The 21,136-nt window shown below is 55.6% G+C and carries 16 protein-coding genes; 9 read left to right on the top strand and 7 right to left on the bottom strand.

Annotated features, from left to right (window positions below; translation table 11 throughout):
- Nucleotides 1-233 precede the first annotated feature (233 nt).
- The 4 genes from CKV68_RS09240 to CKV68_RS09225 all read left to right on the top strand — a co-directional run bounded on the left by CKV68_RS09240 (nt 234) and on the right by CKV68_RS09225 (nt 5,229).
- Nucleotides 234-1,112 (top strand): sulfurtransferase, encoded by an 879-nt coding sequence (locus CKV68_RS09240; protein WP_095076070.1) that lies wholly within the window; start codon nt 234-236, stop codon nt 1,110-1,112.
- A 245-nt stretch (nt 1,113-1,357) separates the two neighbouring features.
- Nucleotides 1,358-3,133 (top strand): acetyl/propionyl/methylcrotonyl-CoA carboxylase subunit alpha, encoded by a 1,776-nt coding sequence (locus CKV68_RS09235; protein ID WP_014525402.1) that lies wholly within the window; start codon nt 1,358-1,360, stop codon nt 3,131-3,133.
- Between the two features lie 115 nt (nt 3,134-3,248).
- Complete coding sequence (locus CKV68_RS09230) at nt 3,249-3,635, top strand: hypothetical protein (protein WP_095076069.1); 387 nt, start codon at nt 3,249-3,251, stop codon at nt 3,633-3,635.
- 130 nt (nt 3,636-3,765) lie between these two features.
- Nucleotides 3,766-5,229: an MDR family MFS transporter gene (locus tag CKV68_RS09225; protein ID WP_095076068.1), complete on the top strand. Its 1,464-nt coding sequence runs from the start codon at nt 3,766-3,768 to the stop codon at nt 5,227-5,229.
- 71 nt (nt 5,230-5,300) lie between these two features.
- Here CKV68_RS09225 and CKV68_RS09220 read toward each other — a convergent pair whose 3' ends face one another.
- The 3 genes from CKV68_RS09220 to CKV68_RS09210 all read right to left on the bottom strand — a co-directional run bounded on the left by CKV68_RS09220 (nt 5,301) and on the right by CKV68_RS09210 (nt 12,031).
- A complete protein-coding gene (locus CKV68_RS09220) occupies nt 5,301-8,726 on the bottom strand; it encodes a pyruvate carboxylase (protein WP_042891411.1) in 3,426 nt (1,141 codons plus the stop codon).
- A gap of 529 nt (nt 8,727-9,255) precedes the next feature.
- Nucleotides 9,256-10,722, bottom strand: a complete 1,467-nt coding sequence (locus CKV68_RS09215; protein WP_013910910.1) for an NAD(P)H-quinone dehydrogenase — start codon at nt 10,720-10,722, stop codon at nt 9,256-9,258.
- Between the two features lie 82 nt (nt 10,723-10,804).
- Nucleotides 10,805-12,031 (bottom strand): amidohydrolase, encoded by a 1,227-nt coding sequence (locus tag CKV68_RS09210; RefSeq protein WP_414017495.1) that lies wholly within the window; start codon nt 12,029-12,031, stop codon nt 10,805-10,807.
- A gap of 313 nt (nt 12,032-12,344) precedes the next feature.
- Here CKV68_RS09210 and CKV68_RS09205 point away from each other — a divergent pair, with 313 nt between their 5' ends.
- Nucleotides 12,345-13,946, top strand: a complete 1,602-nt coding sequence (locus CKV68_RS09205) for a phospho-sugar mutase (RefSeq protein ID WP_013910908.1) — start codon at nt 12,345-12,347, stop codon at nt 13,944-13,946.
- Nucleotides 13,947-13,980: 34 nt separating this feature from the next.
- Here CKV68_RS09205 and CKV68_RS09200 read toward each other — a convergent pair whose 3' ends face one another.
- Together CKV68_RS09200 and upp are read right to left on the bottom strand one after the other, a co-directional pair.
- The gene (locus CKV68_RS09200; protein ID WP_013910907.1) at nt 13,981-14,418 is read right to left on the bottom strand and encodes a helix-turn-helix domain-containing protein; all 438 of its coding nucleotides are present in this window, start codon (nt 14,416-14,418) and stop codon (nt 13,981-13,983) included.
- A gap of 203 nt (nt 14,419-14,621) precedes the next feature.
- On the bottom strand, nt 14,622-15,257 hold the full coding sequence (gene upp, locus CKV68_RS09195; protein ID WP_014836047.1) for a uracil phosphoribosyltransferase: 636 nt from the start codon (nt 15,255-15,257) through the stop codon (nt 14,622-14,624).
- Between the two features lie 64 nt (nt 15,258-15,321).
- On the opposite strand from upp, the gene CKV68_RS09190 reads away from it, so the two are divergent.
- Genes CKV68_RS09190 through CKV68_RS09180 form a run of 3 tightly spaced genes read left to right on the top strand, consistent with a single transcriptional unit; the run spans nt 15,322 to nt 17,710 of the window.
- Nucleotides 15,322-15,591 (top strand): hypothetical protein, encoded by a 270-nt coding sequence (locus CKV68_RS09190; protein WP_014525398.1) that lies wholly within the window; start codon nt 15,322-15,324, stop codon nt 15,589-15,591.
- Nucleotides 15,588-16,454, top strand: a complete 867-nt coding sequence (locus CKV68_RS09185; protein WP_029974691.1) for a C40 family peptidase — start codon at nt 15,588-15,590, stop codon at nt 16,452-16,454. Before CKV68_RS09190 ends, CKV68_RS09185 begins: the two co-directional genes overlap by 4 nt.
- A 20-nt stretch (nt 16,455-16,474) precedes the next feature.
- Entirely contained in the window at nt 16,475-17,710 is a 1,236-nt protein-coding gene (locus tag CKV68_RS09180) for a hypothetical protein (protein WP_095076066.1), read from the top strand.
- Between the two features lie 67 nt (nt 17,711-17,777).
- Here the strand turns inward: CKV68_RS09180 and CKV68_RS09175 are convergent, their stop codons facing one another.
- Nucleotides 17,778-18,692 (bottom strand): amidohydrolase family protein, encoded by a 915-nt coding sequence (locus CKV68_RS09175; protein WP_095076065.1) that lies wholly within the window; start codon nt 18,690-18,692, stop codon nt 17,778-17,780.
- Nucleotides 18,693-18,727: 35 nt separating this feature from the next.
- Between CKV68_RS09175 and CKV68_RS09170 the strand changes: the two genes are divergently transcribed.
- Nucleotides 18,728-19,942, top strand: coding sequence for a D-alanyl-D-alanine carboxypeptidase family protein (locus CKV68_RS09170; protein ID WP_095076064.1), 1,215 nt, complete (start codon nt 18,728-18,730; stop codon nt 19,940-19,942).
- Nucleotides 19,943-19,975: 33 nt separating this feature from the next.
- Here the strand turns inward: CKV68_RS09170 and CKV68_RS09165 are convergent, their stop codons facing one another.
- The gene (locus CKV68_RS09165; RefSeq protein WP_013910900.1) at nt 19,976-21,061 is read right to left on the bottom strand and encodes a YhjD/YihY/BrkB family envelope integrity protein; all 1,086 of its coding nucleotides are present in this window, start codon (nt 21,059-21,061) and stop codon (nt 19,976-19,978) included.
- Between the last annotated feature and the right edge of the window lie 75 nt (nt 21,062-21,136).

Here is a 21,136-nt window from a genome sequence, read left to right as displayed (position 1 = left end):
GCACGAAATGGGGAATTGTATAAAAGGAGTGCACTAGACGACATCGTCACAAGCCTCTTAATGTCCGTTCCCTACCACTACAACATGACCAAAAATTGTTACAGTGGTCACATCGTGGCGATTAAGGCACTGACCTCTCTCCGCCGAGTGGTTTAAAATTTTTGATATCTATCAAGAAGTACATCCAGATTTCATCATCATCCGTAATTTTATGTAAGCGCAAAGGTCGTCCAATGCCCGCACCCTACGATCCCCATCCCCTATTCCAGGACTACGCACATCCCGAGAAACTCGTCTCTGCCTCGTGGCTCAGTGCTCGATTGGGCACGAAGGGGCTCCGAGTTGTGGAGTCTGACGAGGACTCCCTGCTCTACGACATCGGGCATATCCCCGGCGCCGTCCGGATCGACTGGGCAAAAGACCTCAATAACAAGACGGTCCGTGACTACATCACCGGCGAAGACTTTGCTGCACTCATGAACGCTAAGGGCATCGCGCGTGATGACACTGTGGTTATCTACGGAGATAAGTCCAACTGGTGGGCAGCCTTCACCCTGTGGATTTTCGAACTCTTTGGCCACGAGGACGTCCGCATTCTCAACGGCGGACGCGATGCCTGGATGGCAGAAGAACGCGACACCTCTTACGCCGTACCGGAATACCCTGCCACCGATTATCCAGTAGTTAAGCGTGCCGACCATCCAGACCGCATTTACGTCCAGGAACTCCTAGAAAAACTCGGCACACCAAAGCTTATCGACGTCCGCAGCGCCGCAGAATACAACGGCACGGCAGACGCCGGCTCCCCCTCTTCTGGGGTCCTAAGGCGGGGGCATATCCCCACCGCAGTGAATATTCCTTGGGAAAAATCTGTACACCCCAATAGCCGCTTCCGTTCCGCCGAAGAACTCGCCGCACTCTATGCAGAGGTCCCCAAGGACTCCGAAACGATCGTTTACTGCCAAGTAGGAGATCGCGCAGCCCATACATGGTTCGTACTAAAGCACCTGCTTGGATACGATTTTGTCCGAAACTATGACGGCTCTTGGGCAGAATGGGGCAACATGGTCAAGATGCCTATCATCACCGGCAATGAGCCAGGCCAGGCCTAGGAGTCTATAATTACTTTCGGCAACAAAAGCTCATGTAGTTAAATCTCTAGGAGTTTTTGCTTTGAAAAAGTGCCGAATGTGCAACAATATGTGATGCACAACGCATCGATATTCAACGGCCTGCTGAAAAATTCGGTAGGCCACTCTGCATAATCGATAACCGTTCGGACTTATGCGATTAACGTGGCTACGAAGGCCATCGTCACATTGGTCACCATACTTTCACAAGAACTAGGAGAGCTTCAGTGTCTGTGGAACAGAAGAAGATCACGAAGGTTCTCGTTGCTAACCGCGGCGAGATCGCCATTCGAGTCATTCGCGCCGCGCGCGACGCCGGCATCCCAAGCGTTGCTGTATACGCAGAGCCAGACGCCGAGGCCCCTTTCGTGTCCCTGGCAGACGAGGCATTCGCGCTCGGCGGACAGACGTCCGCTGAGTCTTACCTCGTTGTAGAAAAAATTCTCGACGCAGCCCGCAAGTCCGGCGCCAACGCTATTCACCCCGGATACGGCTTCCTCTCCGAAAACGGTGACTTTGCAGAAGCAGTCATCGACGCAGGACTGATTTGGATCGGCCCGTCCCCGCAATCCATCCGTGACCTGGGAGACAAAGTTACGGCTCGCCACATTGCCCTTAAGGCCGATGCACCGATGGCCCCCGGCACCAAAGAACCGGTGAAGGATGCAGCTGAAGTCGTTGCTTTTGCGGAAGAGCACGGGCTCCCCATCGCTATTAAGGCAGCCTTTGGCGGCGGCGGACGCGGCATGAAGGTCGCCTACACCATGGATGAGGTCGCAGACCTCTACGAGTCCGCTACCCGCGAAGCCGTTTCCGCATTCGGCCGCGGCGAGTGCTTTGTGGAGCGCTATCTAGACAAAGCCCGCCACGTTGAGTGCCAGGTGATTGCAGACCAGCACGGAAACGTCGTCGTTGCAGGTACCCGCGATTGCTCCTTGCAGCGTCGATTCCAAAAGCTCGTCGAAGAAGCCCCTGCGCCGTTCCTTACTGATCAACAGCGCACGTCCCTTCACGAGTCCGCAAAGCGGATTTGCCGTGAAGCCGGATACTATGGCGCTGGCACCGTGGAATACCTCGTGGGTGCCGACGGCCTTATCTCCTTCCTTGAGGTCAACACCCGACTCCAGGTGGAACACCCAGTCACCGAGGTAACCACCGGACTCGACCTTGTCCGCGAACAGTTCCGCATCGCCGAGGGACAAGAACTTCACATTAAGGAAGACCCCACACCACGCGGCCACGCTTTTGAGTTCCGCATCAACGGTGAGGACGCAGGCTCCAACTTCATGCCAGCCCCAGGCAAGGTCACCAAGTACGTTGAGCCTTCCGGCCCCGGCGTACGCATGGACTCCGGCATCGTTGAGGGCTCTGTCATCGGCGGACAATTCGACTCTATGCTGGCAAAGCTCATCGTCTACGGAGAGACCCGTGATGAGGCTCTCCAGCGCGCACGTCGCGCGCTCGGCGAGTACGTCGTAGAGGGCATGCCAACCGTCCTCCCCTTCCACCGCCACATCGTTGAAAACCCCGCCTTTGTTGGCGACGGCACCGGCTTTGACGTGTACACCAAGTGGATCGAGGAAGAATGGGATAACCCAATCCCTGCATACGTCGATCCCGCAGACGTCGCTGAGGACGAGGAAGCAACCCCAAGCCAAAAGGTCGTCGTGGAAATCGACGGCCGCCGCGTGGAGATCGCCCTGCCTGGCGACCTCGCACTTGGAGGTTCCGGCGGTGTAAAGAAGAAGGCCAAGAAGCGCCGTGCCGGCGGATCAAAGGCCGCAGTCTCCGGCGACGCAGTCGCAGCACCAATGCAGGGCACTGTTATTAAGGTCAACGTAGAAGAAGGCGCTGACGTTGCCGAAGGCGATACCGTTGTAGTGCTGGAAGCTATGAAGATGGAAAATCCCGTCAAGGCTCATAAGTCCGGCACTGTCACCGGCCTTGTTGCTGCAGCAGGCGAAGGTGTGACCAAGGGACAGGTTCTGCTCGAAATTAAGTAGCAAGCCACACGAGCTTTATCTGTTTGAAGGCCGCGTGCTCATCGATGTTTCGTCGAAAAGCATGCGGTTTTTGCGTGCCTGTGCGATCACTGAACAACGTTCTAGAATATTTGCTATGGAACCAACCGATATCAACGGCGGACGCTTCTATGCACGCCCCCTGCATAACGACGACCGAATCGATGACACCCCCGCTATCCGGCTGATCGACGCCCACTTTGATGTGGATGAAGCCCACCACCGTTGGCACGACAATTCCATGTATTCCTGGGCAGTATGCGAACAGACAAACATCGATATGATTGCTCTCGCAGTTCTCCACCTGACTACGACAGAACACGGTCTAAGCGGCATACTCGACATCGCTCCCGCAGGTGACCCCGCGCGGGAACTGCCCAACGATCCCATCCTCGACCCAAAAACGGTCGGCGATGGGGTTCATGAGATCCGAGGCCCCATCGAGCGGTGGTGCGATGCGCACGGTATCACCCTGACAAGGTGATCTTTGTGGGAAAGAATCGTCGATTCTTTCCCAAACTCCCCGCCGCCGCGTAAGCTGTCATGCTTTGTGGCGGCTTACGCATTTCCCCTTCGCACCGCAGAAGAGTAATCAAACAAAGATAGGACGTCCCGTGGCGACTTCACCGCAACGCATCCCCGAACCGACTCAGGGAACCACAACATCTTCGGAACCACGGGTGGGATTAATTCTTGGTGTCGTCGTTGTCGCGACGATGATCATGATTCTGAATGAAACGGTGCTGTCAGTGGCACTTCCATCAATCATGACCGATTTTGGAGTTACCGCCGACGTCGTTCAGTGGTTGGCTACTGGCTTTCTGCTCACTATGTCCATCGTCATTCCGGCGACAGGCTTTCTGATACAACGGTTTACTACCCGGATGAACTTTTTAACTGCCGTGGGGCTGTTCATCCTAGGGACGCTGATGTGTGCCATAGCCCCTGTCTTCTGGGTATTGGTCGCAGGGCGAATTGTCCAGGCGATGGGCACCGCCATAGTGCTGCCCTTGCTCATGACCATGACGATCACGCTGGTGGAGCCAACCAAACGCGGCACGATAATGGGTATCAACGCAGTTGTTATCTCGGTAGCTCCGGCCTTTGGCCCAACCTTGTCTGGATTCATCCTGAATTCTTTGTCGTGGCACTGGCTGTTTTGGGTGGTGATTCCGATCGCTGTGGCCGTCTTTATTCTGGGCTTTGTTGTAGTAACCAATGTCCAAGAAGTCTCCCGCGTCCCCTTCGATACAGCCTCACTAGCCCTCTCTGCCCTAGCATTCGGAGGGATCATTTACGGGCTTTCCACTATGCGTGAGCTTGTAGACGGCCACTGGCTTCCCGCAGCGGTCTTCCTCATAGGTCTGGGTGCTTTAGCGATCTTTGTCCGTCGACAGCTGCGGTTAGCACAATCAGGCCGCGCACTTTTAGACCTTTCCCCCTTTGCAGTCCGCAATTTCGTTTTATCAGCAATAGTCCTCATGCTGGGGCTCACTGCGCTCTTAGGAACAGTAAATGTGTTCTCGATTTATTTGCAGGAAGGAATCGGCGTTTCTGCCCTCACCACCGGCCTAGCGTTATTACCCGGCGGATTATTTCAGGGCCTAGTCTCGCCTTTTATTGGACGCTTCTACGACCGCGCAGGCCCTCGCCCTCTGGTAATCCCCGGCGCAATCTTGATGTTCGGGTCAATGCTTGCTGCGGCTCTCATGTTCACTGCCGAGGCTTCAGTGCTGGTTGTGGTCGCTGTTGATTGCCTTTTCTGTGTAGGACTTGCTTTGGTGATGACCCCTTTGATGGCAGTCTCTTTGTCGTCCCTTCCTACACGCCTCTATGGACATGGCTCGGCGATCGTGAATACGCTTCAGCAGCTAGGCGGCGCTATGGGGACTGCGGTGATGATCGGGATTATGACTATCGTCGCAACGCGTTCTGTGGCTGCCCCTGCAGTAGCGCAAGCGGAGGGCACGACTTCCGCGTTCGTGGCAGGCACCGTTTTCGCTGGGCTGATTTTGGTGGCTTCACTGTTTATCACGCCCGTTGCCGCAGTCAAGGTCCATGCGACTCAGCCTGAGTAATAATTTTGCGTATCGACGCACAAGGGCGACCACTCACATACGAGTGGCCGCCCTTTTCCCCTGCATACGGCTTAAGCAATAACCAGTAGTAGGTCTCCGCCTTCAACCTTGGTGGGTTGCGTCATCACGATGCGTTCCACGGTTCCATCTGTGGTAGCCGAAATGGTGGCTTCCATCTTCATGGCTTCAATAACTGCAACAGGGTCTCCTGCTGCAACCTTCGTGCCAGGTTCTACGGTTACGGTAACCACACCAGAGAATGGTGCTGCAACGTGTCCAACGTTGGATGCGTCCGCCTTTTCAGCGGAGGCCGTGATGGATTCGACGTTTCGATCCCGGACCAGGATCGGACGAATCTGCCCATTGACGTTGCATACAACATTCCGCATGCCCTTCTCGTCAGGCTCACCCACTGCATCGAGCCTGACGATCATAGGAACGTTGCTGCCCGCTGTGTGGATAACGGTTTCTTTACCCTCCACCAGGCCGTACAGGAATTCTGCATCGCCTAGCTTTGTGGTGTCGCCGAATTGACGACGATGCTCTGAAAACTCCTGTGCTGGCTTGGGGAACAGCAAGCGGTCCAAGGTCCCGCGGACGGTGGCTTGGTCAGCCAGCGCCGCAGCGTCCTCGGCAGGAAGCTCAGCAAGGGTGTCCTTTGACTCTTTGCGTCCGGCGAGAGCCTTGTTGCGCAGCTCTTCTGGCCAGCCGCCGGGAGGAGTTCCCAATTCTCCCCGGAGGAAAGCGATCACGGAGTCAGGGATGTCGTACTTTTGTGGGTCGGCCGCAAAGTCCTTGGGGTCGACTCCCGCGCCGACCAGGTAAAGGGCGAGATCGCCAACGACCTTGGAAGACGGGGTGACTTTAGTGGGCCGGCCGAGCATCTCATTAACAGCGGCATAGTTGTCTTCGATGAGTTCAAAGCGATCTGCCAATCCCAGGGCTATGGCCTGTGCCCGTAGGTTGGAAAGCTGACCACCAGGGATTTCATGAAGGTAGACGCGTCCGGTTGGGCCGGGAGTTCCGGATTCAAATGGCGCGTACAGCTTACGAACAGCCTCCCAGTAGGGCTCCAGGGAGCCAACGGCATCGAGGGAAAGCCCCGTCGAGCGGTAGGTGTTATCAAAGGCCGCCACAATGGCAGAGAGCGACGGCTGCGACGTGGTCCCGGACAGTGGCGCGGAAGCACCATCCACAGCATCTGCACCGGCGGCTGCCGCAGCCCAGTATGTGGCCAGCTGTCCGCCTGCGGTGTCATGGGTGTGGACGTGCACCGGGAGATCAAAGTTCTTACGCAGCTCAGAAACCAGCTTGGTGGCAGCGGCGGGCTTCATCAACCCAGCCATATCCTTGACCGCCAGGATATGAGCGCCTGAGTCAACGATTTGTTCTGCAAGCTTGAGGTAGTAGTCCAGCGTGTAGAGCTTCTCGTTCGGGTCAGTGAGATCACCAGAGTAGGCCATTGCGACTTCGGCAATGGTGGTTCCTGTGTTGAGGACTGCGTCGATAGCGGGGCGCATCTGGGAGACGTCATTGAGTGCGTCAAAGATGCGGAAGATGTCTACGCCTGAGCGCGCTGCCTCGTTGATAAAAGCGGCGCACACGGAATCTGGATAGGGGGTGTAGCCCACGGTATTGCGTCCGCGCAGCAGCATCTGAATGTTGATGTTGGGCATGGCCTCACGCAGGTGGTCTAGGCGCTCCCATGGGTCCTCGTGGAGGAATCGCATGGCAACGTCATAGGTTGCGCCACCCCAAGCTTCAACAGAGAGGAGCTCAGGTGTAAGGCGTGCAACATGGCGGGCGGCGTCGATAAGCGTGTTAGAGCGGACGCGTGTAGCCAACAGCGACTGATGCGCGTCGCGGAACGTGGTGTCAGTAACCGCGAGTGCATCTTGCTTGCGCAAGGCACGTGCAAATTCCACCGGCCCCAGCTGGAGAAGTCGATCGCGGGAGCCCCTGGGGAGTTCCTCTTTGGATTCAGCAGGAAGCTTCTCCACCGGATTGACCACAGCGGGGCGCACACCATGTGGTTTATTCACGGTCACGTCTGCAAGGTAATCCAGGATTCTGCCCTGTTCGTCATCCGCAGGAGGTGCCTGGAGCAGCCATGGGTGGTCAGCGATGAAGCCGGTAGCGATGCGCTTAGACTGGAAATCTTCTTCGCGCAGCAACGCGCGCAAGAATCCAATGTTGGTAGCCACACCAGAAACCACGAATTCCGCCAACGCACGCTGTGCACGGGCGACCGCCGTTTCAAAATCGGCACCGCGGCAGGTCATCTTTACCAGCATGGAGTCGAAATTCGGGCTGATCTCTCCACCAAGCATGGCAGCGCCGTCGAGACGCACACCGGCGCCTCCCGGTGAGCGATATGCCGTGATAGTTCCGGTATCTGGGCGGAAACCGTTATTAGGGTCTTCCGTGGTGATGCGGCACTGCAAAGCCGCACCTTCAGTATGAATGTCTTCCTGGCGCAGCCCCAGCTGCTCTAGCGTCGCGCCAGCCGCAATCATGATCTGCGACTTAACCAAGTCCACCTGGGTGACTTCTTCAGTCACCGTGTGCTCCACCTGGATGCGGGGGTTCATCTCAATGAAGACGTGGTTTCCGTCCTCATCAACCAAAAATTCCACGGTTCCTGCGCCCATGTACCCGATGTGGCGAGCAAAGGCCACGGCATCTGCACAGATCTTGTCACGCAAGTCAGGGTCGAGATGCTGCGCCGGCGCAATCTCAACGACCTTCTGGTGCCGACGCTGCAGCGAGCAATCGCGCTCGTAGAGGTGAACGATGTTGCCCTCGGCATCGCCTAGAATCTGGACCTCAATGTGCTGTGGGTTAATCACAGCGCGCTCGGCGTAGACACGTCCGTCGCCGAATGCAGCAGCAGCCTCACGAGAAGCCTCCGCCGCTAGTTTCTCCAGATCCTCTGGCTTTTCGACGAAACGCATCCCTCGACCGCCACCGCCTGCAACGGCTTTGACAAAGAGCGGGTAGACCTGGTCTTGGGAAAGAATCGCCAATTCTTTCGGATCATCTGTGGGCTCGGTCTCAGTGAGAGTCGGAAGACCTGCCTCGCGAGCTGCAGCTACAGCTGCAGACTTGTCACCCGTCAGGTCGAGCACCGAAGGAGGCGGGCCGATGAAGGTAAGTCCGTTTGCTGCGCATTCCCTGGCCAGTTGGGCGTTTTCTGAAAGGAATCCATAGCCTGGGTACACGGCGTCGGCGCCTGTTTGTTTGGCTGCGCGAATGACCTCATCAATGTCGAGGTATGCCTTAACTGCAGACCCGCCCTCGCCGATGAGAACAGCCTCGGAGGCAAATGACCGGTGGAAGGAGTTCCGGTCTTCCATGGGATAGACAGCTACCGTTGAAGCCCCAGTCTCAAATGCAGCACGGAAAGCACGAACTGCAATCTCGCCGCGATTAGCGACCAAAATCTTGGAAAACGACGTCGGGTGGTGCGTTGCGTTTTTCTGCGTGGAGTGATGCACGGCTAAAGAGTCCTTGTGTTTTAACGAGACACGTAACCCTTGCCCGCAAGACCTAGTTATCTCCTCAAGAACAACCCCAAAAAGGTGTTCCCTCAAGCAGAAAACCCAGCTTGTGAGCAGAGTTACAACGACGGTTGTTGAGTCTACCCACCCGCAACAAAAGAATCAGCATAGGTTTCCGGTTAGCGGCATATTTCACGCTTCTACTACACCTGTTATGCAAAATTTGCCGAGCTTTTTCCATCCCCACAAAGCCACGCATGCAAGCGCTTAAATGGAGTTTTCTTGCAACAGCACAAGAGCCTTCCCCATAAAACGTGCTCTCCCCCACCCCTCTTTTATCCGATTCGTCGAGGATGCCCCTACAACGGGGAGCATCTCCGCGCTTCTTTCAGCCGTTATGGCTCGTTGCATACCCCAGCGGTCCTACAACGAGCCACCACCATTTCCTCCGTCCCCGCCACGCTTTCAACCGATACAGGATCGAAAAGACAGAAAGAATGATAGGAAGGACCTTCAGTCAAAAGCTTTACTCCAAGTCGTCGTGGCTCACAAGCTGGCGTGCAGCCTCTGTAATGGAGCCAGACAGAGAAGGATATACGGCAAAGCTTTCTGCCAAGTCAGACACCGTGAGTTGGTTGGTCACAGCCACTGCGATCGGAAGAATCAGCTCTGATGCCGTAGGTGCCACAACAACACCGCCGATGATAATGCCGGAGTGTCTACGGCAGAACATCTTGACAAAACCATGGCGCAAGGAACGCATCTTCGCCCGCGGGTTAGTTTCGAGCGGAAGAATCACCGTGCGCGCATTGACGTCACCGGACTCAATCTGATGCTGTGTCACGCCCACTGCCGCAATCTCAGGGCGCGTGAACACTGCCGTGGAAACAGTTTTCAAACGAAGCGGCTTCACGCCCTCGCCCAATGCGTGATACATAGCAATACGCCCCTGCATGGCGGCAACAGAAGCCAACGGGAAAAGGTCGGTGCAGTCGCCACCGGCGTATACACCGGGAACGTTGGTGCGAGAGACACGGTCTACATGAATATGCCCCGACCGGGTCATCTCTACGCCGATCTTTTCCAATCCCAGATCCTTGGTATTGGGGATAGAACCTACGGTCATAAGCGCATGGGAACCAAAAATCTCACGGCCGTCGGAGGTACGTACGCAGACGCCGCCGTCTTCAGTACGAGAAACCGAGTCCACGCGAGCATGCTTCTCCAACGAGACGCCCCGCTCAGCGAGCACGGCTTCAAGTGTATCGGCGGCGTCGGCATCGTCGTGAGGCAAAATGCGGTCGCGGGAAGCCACCATGGTCACCTTGACGCCTAGTTCCGCAAACGCCGATACGAATTCCGCGCCCGTTACGCCTGAGCCGACAACAATAAGGTGCTCAGGAAGGTCCGTAAGGTCATAGACCTGTCGCCACGTAAGGATGCGCTCTCCATCTGGTTGCGCGCCAGGGAGGATGCGCGGGGTGGCGCCGGTGGCCACGAGGACCAGATCGCATTCAATCGTTTCCACGGTGCCGTCATTCAGTTCGGCCTTGATGTAGTGGAGGGTCTGCTTTGGGTTGTAATCATCAAACGATCCCCGCCCATCAAGCACCCGCACCCCATGATTAATCATGGAACGGCGAATATCTCCAGACTGTTCTCCTGCCAAAGCCTGCACGCGAGCATTCAGCGCGTCCAGAAGAAGATTGGCCTCGCCTATCCCCTTATTCAGTCCCATGTCATCCGCACGCCGCAGGTCAGTCTTAATGTTGGCACCCGCGATAAAAGACTTTGATGGCACGCAATCGTTAATCACGGCCGCCCCACCCAAACCGCGATCCTCAATAATAGTGATCTGGGCACCGTATTTAGCACCAGCAAGTGCGGCCTCGTATCCAGCGGGGCCGCCGCCGATAATGACGATTCGAGTCAAAATTCCTCCAGACATGGGTGGGCTGGTTAGTTCATCCGCACATAGTCTAACGCAGCACATGGCCTGTCTTGTGATATACGACAAGTCCGCGGGTAAAACAGGGGCAGCTCAGCCTTGAGCTTCTCGACGCCACCCCGGCGTCTCACAACGAAGGCTTTGAAAAGAGTTCAGCGTTGTGGTTATACCTCTCCGCGACTGCGCCGAATAATTTAACTCCAACAGCAATACAGCGCTCATCTATGAGGATGTCCGCCTGATGCAGATCACCGGGCTCTCCTGCCCCGTCCCAGCATCCCAGACGTGCCATCGAACCCGGCACATGTTCGAGGTACCACGAAAAGTCTTCACCGCCCGATGACTGCGGCGCCTGCACGACTGCGTTGGGATCGATGCTGCGGGCGGCGTCGGCAAGCACTGCTGTAGCCACGTCATCATTGAGTACCGGAGGGACCCCCTTGTGGTGAACGATAGATACCTCGCACCCTGTAGACGCAAGGATCTGTGGAATAAGTTCGCGCAGAAGCTCCCCCATCTTCCGCCATACTGTAATGTCCGCGGTGCGAATCGTACCGGTTACTGAGCCGGATTCCGGAATGGCATTCGGCGCATACCCTGCATTAATAGATCCAAAAACTAATACTGTGCCAGTACGGGGATCCACGCGCCGAGAAAGTAAACCGGGCAGGTCGATCACCAACTTGGAAAGCGCGTACACGATGTCCACCGTGAGATGCGGACGTGAGCTGTGACCACCTGGCCCCGCGATATGAACCTCAACAACATCAGATGCGCTGGTAATGGCCCCTGCGCGCACCCCTACGTAACCGACCTTAAGTTTGGGCTCGGCGTGGATTGCAAAGATATTAACTATTCCCTCTAACGCTCCATATTTAATGACATCCGGCGCACCGCCATCCATGACTTCCTCTGCCGGCTGAAAGATCACGCGAACACCTATGCTCAGCTCCGCCGATGCAAGTGCACAAGCAGTAGCTAGGGCTATTGTTGTGTGGATATCGTGCCCACACGCATGCATGACCCCGGCATTGGTGGAGGCAAAGTCAAGGTCGTTCTGCTCGCTAATGGGCAGCGCATCTATGTCTGCCCGGAACGCCAACTTTTCTTCCGTCTCTGGGCCAACGTCTACCATCAAGCCAGTCGTGGGAAACCTGTGCGGGGTCAGACCATAAGAGATGAGAGTCTCTGCAATGAAGTCAGTGGTAGCAAACTCCATATGGGATAGCTCCGGGTGACGATGCAGATGCCTGCGCCACCCGATCACCTCCTCCTGATGATCCGCGATCCAAGCGTTCACATGCTCGGAAATCGTAGTAGCCACGACCAACCCCTTTCTTTCTCGACTGCTCATCCTAGAGGGTCAACCACTGAAAGCTACCCATATAGTGGCCAAGCTAGCATTGCGTAGCAAACATACTGCAGCCGTACTGCATCAGTAGTGTCTCGGAACGAGTGGTAACTGGCATGCGCGACTATGCACGCAGGATCGCTACGACAAGCGCACAAAGGCGACCATCCGACCCAGAACACAGTTAATTCCCACGACGCACAAGGAAAGAAATCTCTAAACTTATAAATTCAGGTTAGCGACACCTCGGTCGATCCTTCCGTGACCTCACAGTTCTTATCCGTTTCACCAGTTCACGTGAGAAAAGAGGCAAAACATGTCCTTAAGATTTGGCACAGCAGGCGTCCGTGCCCCCGTGGGGCCAGCCTCCAACCAGATGAACGTAGGAAACGTCACTAAATTCACATCAGCAGTGGCCATGTGGTTAGCGGAGGAAGCCGCAGCTTCCCCTACACATCACGCAAGAACGTATCCTCAGGATCCGGTCAAGGGAATCGGCGACGTCTTCCACGATGATGCCGCTCCACTGCGCGTTGCTGTGGGGTACGACGCCCGCTATGGTTCACACGCATTTGCCACCGCAACAGCAGAGGTGTTCGCCGGCGCCGGCTTCGAAGTCTTCCTTATGCCTATGCCTGCCCCCACCCAACTCATCCCCTGGCTCATCCGCACTTGGGATCTCGATGGCGGCGTTCAGATCACCGCATCTCACAACCCCGCTGCGGATAACGGCTACAAAGTCTACTGCCACAACGGCAGGCAGCTTATCGACGCCAGCGCGCGTCGCATCGAAGCTATTTATGATGGAATAGACGATTCTTTCCAGATACCCCGCGTCTCTGTGCGACCAAGCTCAGATCTCCTACGCCGCTACATCGATGACGCAGTCTCCACGATCATCCCCGCCCAATCAGATCTCTTACGCGTCAATTCCGACCGCGCTAATCTTCGCGTCGCTTTTACTGCCATGCATGGCGTGGGTGGACGTACGTTACAAGTGTGCCTTCAGGCCGCAGGCTTTGCACACGTCTTTCCCGTCTATTCCCAGCTGTACCCCGACCCCACTTTCCCCACGGTGGACTTTCCCAACCCAGAGGAACCCGCGGCAGTGGCGGCGTTACTAGAGCATGGGGAAGCCACCGACGCCGACATTCTCATCGCGCTAGACCCAGATGCCGATCGCTGCGCCGTGGGAATCCGCACCGAAGACGGTACCCTCCGTATGCTCAGGGGCGACGAGCTAGGCCCGTTACTGGCGGCTCGCCTTGTTCCCAATTGGACTCCAGAAGATGCTGAGCCACAACCAGTCGTGGCTACCACTATCGTCTCTTCTCAGCTGCTTAGTGTGATGGCTAAGGATCGAGGATGGTTGTATCAAGAAACCCCCACCGGCTTTAAAAACCTGGCAGCCGCAGCCGCTTCCGTCGCACAAGATGGCGGGATCGCCTATGCGTGTGAGGAAGCAAATGGTGTAGCCCCCGATTTGCATCGAGTGGGAGACAAAGATGGCGTGGTCACGGCCCTCGTAGCCTGTGCGTGGGCCGCGGAACTTAAGGGGCTAGGAGTGGGATTGCATCGTGCGCTGCATGACCTGTATCGCCAATATGGTTATTTCACCGGCACCCAGATCGCGGTAAGGACCATCGACCCCACAGAGCTTGTTTCCGATTGGATCGCCAACCCACCGGAGTGCCTTGCCGGTATTACTGTCACAGCCACGCAGCTGCCGGAGATTCGTGGACTCAAGCTCAGCGGCAGCAACAAAGACGCCTCAATTAGAGCTATTGTCCGAGCATCGGGCACTGAGTCTAAAGTCAAAATGTATGTGGAGGTGTCGCAGGCTACCAGCGTTGAGCAAGCTGAAGAACTCCTTGCGCAGTTGTGCAACGAGGTGCGAAATCGGGCGCTGCGCTTTTAGCGGTTTTTAGTGTGGTTATACGCAGACATAAAAATCAGCCGACGGTATCTCCAGGTATTGCTTGAGGACCCGAAGGATCAACGAATCGTGGATTCTCCCCCATCCGCAGCCCATAAAGATGCTGAATATCAAAAGCCAATGTGTCTTCAGGGGCTGCGGGCCATACGAGGTCCACTTCAAGATCAGCAGCGTTGTCTTTGCAGATATCTTGCACAATGTCCGTTGCTGCGGGCAAAAGCACCGCAGGCGGCACGTGCAGAGCTCGGGCCAAACGATAAACAGTGGACATCGTAGGATCAGCGGATTTAGTAGCGCTATTCTCATTGCGCTCAAGGTTGGAGATTTGGTTACGGCTCACATCTGAAAGTTCTGCAAGCCGGTCCTGGCTCAGGCCTCGCATCTTGCGAAGGGTGCGCAACCGCACGCTCAACGCGTGACCAAAACTCGGCCACTGCTGCCAACCATTCACCATGCAACACACACTGCCCACCGCAATAGGCAAAGTCCGCACAATATATTGTGCAATACCTTGACCATTGCTGCCGGAGCCCCGTTGGAAAATATTCCTCAATTCTAATACGGCTTGCGGCGGACCAATAATTTAAGTGTTATAGGCAGTGGCAGGCGTTGTGTACGCCTGGAAAAACGCGACCTGGCGCGTCGATAAGCTAAGTGCTAAAGATCAATATTTCGTGGCCCGTAGAGACGGTCGCCAGCATCACCAAGGCCCGGCACGATATATGCATTCTCGTTGAGCTCAGGATCGATCGTCGCGGTGACTAATCGGCACGGTAATCCCGAGTTAGCAAGTGCATCGACTCCGGCCTGAGCAGACACCATGCATACCGCGGTAATATCCGTCGCACCACGATCTGCCAACAATTTAATCGCGTGCAGTAGCGATCCGCCCGTAGCCAGCATAGGGTCCACGCAGAACACTGTGCGTCCGGAGAGGTCCGCCGGAAGCGCTTCCAGGTACGGCACCGGCTCATGGGTTTCTTCATCTCGAGCAAGACCAAGGAAACCAACCTGAGCGTCAGGGATCATCGACAACGCTGGATCTACCATGCCCAGGCCTGCACGAATGATCGGAACAATGATAGGTGGATCTTGCAGCCTAATCCCCTGGGTCTCAGCCACAGGGGTGCTCATCGGAAAGTTTTCCACCTCCAGCTCTCGGGAGGCCTCATAGATCAGCATCGCGCCAAGGTCGGCCAACGCTGCACGGAAGCCAGCGTTATCGGTGCGCTTATCTCGCATAATACTTAGTCGGGACGCCGCAAGGGGGTGGTCAACGATCGTAATCTCCATGTCCTCCATCGTAGCCTCCTTATGACAGGGAACCAGAACTACGCTCGCAAACGTCTAAGTGTTCATGAGGATCGAGCCAGACCACGCACGCACGCTCATTGCCAAGCTTGTCGACGACGCCACCGCCCTTGCCCCTATCGTGCACAATGCCGGAGCAAGCCTTCCCGAGCTTGGCAGTTTCTTTGCTGCTTATAACAGCTGCGTTGAGGCTTTTATGGCGCGAGCTACAGAGCACTGTTCCCGCGCAGAAAGTCTCGCAGCCACGGCGCTACGCAACCTCGAAACTATAGAGAACACCGACGCCTCCCTTGCGGCCTCACTGGAGTCATTGTGATTAACCTCGCAGCAGTCGTTTCCATGCTGAGCGCACTCGCTCCGCCTGCACAACGACTCACGCTGCCCTGCGTTCCTCTCTTCCACGCCGCTGTTCCCCTAGCCGCAGCTTTCGGCTCTCATCCTAAGCTTGTCGACGACGCGCGCCGACTAGCCACCGACATAGAACGCGCGCATCGCTTACTCCCCCGAGCCCATGCTGAAATCGATGCAGTTCGCGCAGAGCTAGGTCACATGGCGGCTGATTTCCTTAAAGAAGCAGCACTGTTATTACCCCGAGTTTTTAGCCCAATCCCTGCTATTTCAGCACCCGCACTGGCAGAAATCACGGCACTCCCGGACATATACGTTCGACTTGCCTACGCGCGCCTGCATACAGCTTCTACCAAGCTTTCCGACGTCACCACTGAGTTAAACCGACTAGCCAGCATCGGGGTAGACATACCCGAAATAGGCAACGCTAACCCTGAAGCTCTTGAACCCAACACACCTAATGTCAACGAAAGCACACCAACACACCAATCGCCCGGCGCGTTGGCAGTCACTGCAGCCAAAAGCGCCTTGGGAACTCCATATCAGTGGGGAGGAACCTCCACCGCAGGATTCGATTGTTCTGGTCTCACGCAATGGGCTTGGCGACAAGCCGGCGTAGAGCTCCCCCGCCTCGCGGAGCAACAAACAGTGGGCACACAAGTAACCCATGAACAGCTCCTCCCTGGTGATCTCGTGGTCTGGGACGGACATGTAGCAATGTATGCAGGGGACGGAACTATCATCGAGGCTGGAGACCCCGTTCAAATAAATCCATTACGTACAACGAATATGGGAATGGCTTTTAAGGGTTACTTCCGGCCAACGGGCTAAACCCGCTAGGATACGTAGCCATGGCTAATAAAGGAATCGTTCCCGTCAAACTGTCGCTGACTGAGGGCGACTTCTACACTCTCTGGGCGCCCGAATGGCGCGAACACGGCGCAGAATGGCAAGCATTCCTCGGAAAAGATGACGATCTTTACGTATTCGCATCCCCTGAAGAGCTTCTACTTTTCCTCGAATCCGGCACAAAGCACGACCTTAACGACCACCCCAAGTGGAACTCTTTTAATGCAGGAGCCGCCAACCGCGTTGTTCCCACTGCACGCCAAGAATTCGATATCGTCGGCACACCCCAGTTGCTTGCCGAGCGTCCCTCTTATGACAACGTCTCCGCAGTAGCTCGCAACTTCAAAATTGCGCGCAGCCTTGGCGACGTCACCGGCACCACCGATATCCTCGTCTTTTTCTCATCTCACTCCATCCTGAGCAACCCTGAGCGTGGCGTCGATCATTTCGCGGGAGAAAATGGACTTGGGGAATGGAGCGCGATCGGACGTGTGGTCCTGAGCAACTGGGACACTGTCGTCGATAGCCTAGACAATCTGATCACGATCAAAGACGTCACAGGCGATTCCGCTTCCATCGAGGATGCTTCTACCCGGATCAAAGCCGCTGAAGAAGCAGCTCGCGTCGCACGCGAAAAGGCTGAAGAGGAAAAGAAGGCCAACGCCGAAAAGGTCGACCCCTACGACACCACCGCTTGGGCAGCATCCGGCATCGACCCTATCAAGGTCTCAATCGACGGTCGCACCCTCTACACCCTGCGCACCTACGTTGAGGCACAGCCCGTTTTCCTCGGAAAATTTGGTGAGATCTTCACCTTCTCTTCGTCCAAAGCGCTCTTGCGTTGGCTCGTCGAACACGGCGACCACGACCTCGCAAAAGTCTCCACATGGGAAGATCTCATGGTTCCGCTGAACGCCGGAGAGCTCGATGTCACCGTCCACTCCGACAACGTCTACTCCTTCAACGGCTTGTCCCGCGACATCAACTCCAGCGTCGATGCAGTAGACACAGCACAGATGGCTCGCGCCTACGAACTGCTTGCCGACGCCGCCGACTGGGCCGCAGACGACTCTCTTAACTCCTACTTCCTGGCCAACCCCCGCATGCAGGATTACATCTCCTACATGCTTGGGTCCAGCGAAACATCGGGTTACACCCCAACCCCGCCTTTCGACGACCACGCAGAAGGTTGGAAAGAACTCGAAGCGATGCTGACCAAGCGCTTTAGTAAGTTCTAAAGAATCGGAAAGAATCGTCGATTCTTTCCGGCCCTACGCATTATGCGTAGGGCTTTTTCTCTGGGATCTATTCGTTGAGACCGAGATCCTTGAGATCGATGCCCATCTCAGCGATGAGTTCTAGAGGTGGTTCGGAAAGAATCGACGATTCTTTCCGATTCTCCTTACTACTTTCACTATCTTCCGCGCTTGCTTCTGCTCCGCCGTTGTCATCGTCGCTGAGGCTGGCAAAGAAAGGACTAATGGTTGATTCGATCAGTTGGCTCCGTGCGGGCTCGGGCAGATAGGAGACGGAGACCGCCGTCATGGTTAATGCGTAAAGGTCTTCGATCGAGTAGTCAAAGTGTTCAACGAGCTCGATCATGCGATCACTACTGAGTAGAGCTGAGGCTGCGTTGAAACCAAGCTTATGCATGAGGGGCAGCGGATGATCTGAGAGGTCATCGATGTCTCCGGATTCGAGGTCGTCGAAGGGATTGGTCAGCACAGGGAGGCGCCGATCCAGAACCCATGCGGAAAGTTGTCCGGGTTTAAGGTCGCCGTCGGTGACGCAGAAGTCGTCGAAAAGCTCTATTCCGTGAGTGATGCGGGTGGCGCCGGCATGTATTTGTTGTTCGAGTGGGCCAGTGAAGTCGTAGGCGATGAGGTTTTCTCGCAGCGCACGGGCGGTATGGGCGTCGGAGGTGACACAGGCTAGGATTGCCGGGTGTGTGAGGTGGTCAAGTGGTGCTGGTTGATCGCCAAGATCGAGGATTATGCCCACGGGGAAGGGCGAAGAGTCCGCGGCTGCGATGGCGGCGTCAGCGGCGTCGAGAGGCACTGTGCATTCGTAGTAAGCAACGGTGTCGTCGCCCAGTTCCCGAATCCGGACTTTGAGGTAAGCTGCGTCACCGGCGTCGCCAAGAATGACCTTTGGCATTGCGTGAAGCAACTCCGGGTTTAAGATCTTAAACTCTGTTCGAAAATCTGGGGTGTCGTACATGCATATAACATTAAGGCACAGGCACGATCATTGATATGAAAGTGTCATCACCGATCGCAGCCTTAACTGCATCATGTTTTACCTTAGCGTTTGTTTTTACCCCCGCGGCGCTAGCCGACCCTACCCCGCGATCATCGGCACCTAACACCAATAACTGCGAGTACGCACTTACTCCCCCACCTGCAGAAAGCACTTCTGAACAGCTAAAACCTGGTCAGGTCCCTCCCACGCCTCGACCTACGGTTATTAACGAATACCCAGGTGGCTGTGGTGTGACCAAAGCTAAAGGATTCAACGAACCCGCCAACACGGCCTCTGCATGGATGGTTTTTGATTTAGACAGTGGCGACGTCATCGCTACCAAAGATCCGCACGGACGTTATAGACCAGCCTCCGTTATCAAAGCCCTGCTCGCGCTTGTTGCACTCGACGAACTCAATCTGAAAGCAAAAGTAAAGATCACCGCTGAAGACGCCAACCAAGAAGGCTCTGCGGTGGGTTACGTAGACGGCGTCGAATACACCAACGAGCAGCTTCTCTACGGCTTGCTTCTCAATAGCGGAAACGACGCAGCACACGCCCTCGCGCAACGGCTTGGTGGCGATGACAAAACTCTGGAAAAGGTCAACGCTCTCGCCCAGTCCTTGGGAACCGTGGACACCTACGCCGCCAGCTATTCCGGCCTCGACGCCCCCGGAATGTCCACCTCCGCGCACGACTTAGCGCTCATCTATAGCCATGCCTGGAAGAATCCGACATTTGCAAAAATGGTGGCCACAGAGCACATAGAGCTTCCTGGCAACGCAGCCACTCCCACATTCCAGGTATGGAATGACAACGGTCTCTTCCTCAACGACGAGCACGGCATCGGCGGGAAAACCGGTTACACCGACGACGCCCACCACACCTTTGTCGGCGCGAAAGATATCGACGGACGTCGCCTCGCCGCAGTGATCTTAGATACCACCGTGGAACAAGGCCGCCCGTGGCAACAGGCCCAGAAGCTTATCGACGCCGCCTACGCTGTTCCGAAAGGTGAAAAGGTGGGGAATCTGAAAGAAACGTCGATTCTTTCCCAACCTTCCCCCTCAGAGCTACCGACTCCACCTGCACCTGGCGAGGGCGATGCTCCTAGCCGCGACCGAAATCATGCCCCAGCTCTTGTCATCGGAGGCGCAATCCTAGGGTTAATAATGTTAGGGACGCTGACATGGCTCCTAGGTAGGAAAAGGAACGACAAGAAAGCGTAAAGAAAGGGGAGCCCATGAATGGCTCCCCTGATTTTATTTTTTCCTTAAAGCAGTAACTATTGCCGCAGCCGCAGCACCTGCTGCCACTCCAATTCCGATTCCTTTACCTTTATCGTTGCTGATCCGAACTTCTTCACGCACTCGAATCACTGCAGGCGCTGGAACATCAAGCTTAGCGATCGCCAAAGCTTCTTCTGTTGTGGCTGCCCATGCAGAGCAATACATCAGGATTCGCCAAACAAAGTAGAACAAAACCATTACACCGATGATCGGACCGAAAGTAGCACCCGCTGGGTTGTTCAAAGCGTTTGAGAAGAACTGTGCGGCAAGCTGTTTGAAGATCTCGAAAAGGACCGCTCCGATGATGGCCGCGCGCACCGCGGATTTCATGGGTACCTCCCCGCGCGGGAGGTATTTAAGCATCCACAAGAAAACAAAGAAGTTAGCGACGAGTCCCAGCAGAATAGCAACTGCGAAGGTGAGAAGGAAGATACCGGGGACGTCGTCAAGCGAAACCGCAACGAGCAAACGCTCTGTGAGACCCGAAGAGCCAATCGCGGTAACGCCGAAGGCTACGATGAAGGCTAAAAGGAGGCCCACTAGCCCAAGTAAGTCCTGCAGTTTTGCTTTAAAGAAATTTTCTCCGGTAACGGGATAGCACCACATTTTCGACGCTCCGTAGCGCAAGTTAGCCATCCACCCAAGCCCTGACCACAAAGCTGTCAAACCACCGATACCAAACATTGCACCACGCTGATCAATGGCGGTATCCAAAATCTTGGTCAATGTTTCTGCAATCGAGCCGTCGACAGAAGCGACAATTTTCTCCTGAAGCTGAGCAAGCAAGTCAGGACGCTGCGCCAGCATCGACGCTGCAATTGCCATGATGAGCATCAACAAAGGGAACATTGACAGAACTGAGAAGTACGTAATACCAGCGGAGTACTGATTGCCGCCTTCTTTGCTATACCGCTCGTTCATCCGCATGATGTGGTCGAACCACGGCCATTTATTCCGATACTTATCCACAAATCCTGGCTCATCGGCATTGGATCGCTCAATCCCGTATTCGTCAGTTTTGTTTTTATCTTGGCGGGTTGAGGTGGGAGTTGTGGACATGAGGGATTCCTTTTGACAAAAGTTTTCTTACTAACTTCTTCCACGATAGAGACGACAAGCAAAATCCGGCCCAAG

The organism is Corynebacterium ulcerans (genome assembly GCF_900187135.1).
GTDB classification, from domain to species: Bacteria; Actinomycetota; Actinomycetes; order Mycobacteriales; family Mycobacteriaceae; genus Corynebacterium; species Corynebacterium ulcerans.
Note: the sequence above shows the minus strand (reverse complement) of the source record. Positions and strands in the feature narration are given on the sequence as shown.

What these genes read in the sequence shown, in the direction of transcription:
- CKV68_RS09205 (WP_013910908.1), top strand. Translation starts at nt 12,345, where the DNA reads ATGTCCTTAAGATTTGGCACAGCAGGCGTCCGTGCCCCCGTGGGGCCA.
- CKV68_RS09180 (WP_095076066.1), top strand. Translation starts at nt 16,475, where the DNA reads ATGGCTAATAAAGGAATCGTTCCCGTCAAACTGTCGCTGACTGAGGGC.
- CKV68_RS09230 (WP_095076069.1), top strand. Translation starts at nt 3,249, where the DNA reads ATGGAACCAACCGATATCAACGGCGGACGCTTCTATGCACGCCCCCTG.
- CKV68_RS09200 (WP_013910907.1), bottom strand. Translation starts at nt 14,418, where the DNA reads ATGGTGAATGGTTGGCAGCAGTGGCCGAGTTTTGGTCACGCGTTGAGC.
- CKV68_RS09190 (WP_014525398.1), top strand. Translation starts at nt 15,322, where the DNA reads ATGAGGATCGAGCCAGACCACGCACGCACGCTCATTGCCAAGCTTGTC.
- CKV68_RS09210 (WP_414017495.1), bottom strand. Translation starts at nt 12,031, where the DNA reads ATGAGCAGTCGAGAAAGAAAGGGGTTGGTCGTGGCTACTACGATTTCC.
- CKV68_RS09165 (WP_013910900.1), bottom strand. Translation starts at nt 21,061, where the DNA reads ATGTCCACAACTCCCACCTCAACCCGCCAAGATAAAAACAAAACTGAC.
- CKV68_RS09170 (WP_095076064.1), top strand. Translation starts at nt 18,728, where the DNA reads ATGAAAGTGTCATCACCGATCGCAGCCTTAACTGCATCATGTTTTACC.
- CKV68_RS09215 (WP_013910910.1), bottom strand. Translation starts at nt 10,722, where the DNA reads ATGTGCTGCGTTAGACTATGTGCGGATGAACTAACCAGCCCACCCATG.
- CKV68_RS09175 (WP_095076065.1), bottom strand. Translation starts at nt 18,692, where the DNA reads ATGTACGACACCCCAGATTTTCGAACAGAGTTTAAGATCTTAAACCCG.
- CKV68_RS09240 (WP_095076070.1), top strand. Translation starts at nt 234, where the DNA reads ATGCCCGCACCCTACGATCCCCATCCCCTATTCCAGGACTACGCACAT.
- upp (WP_014836047.1), bottom strand. Translation starts at nt 15,257, where the DNA reads ATGGAGATTACGATCGTTGACCACCCCCTTGCGGCGTCCCGACTAAGT.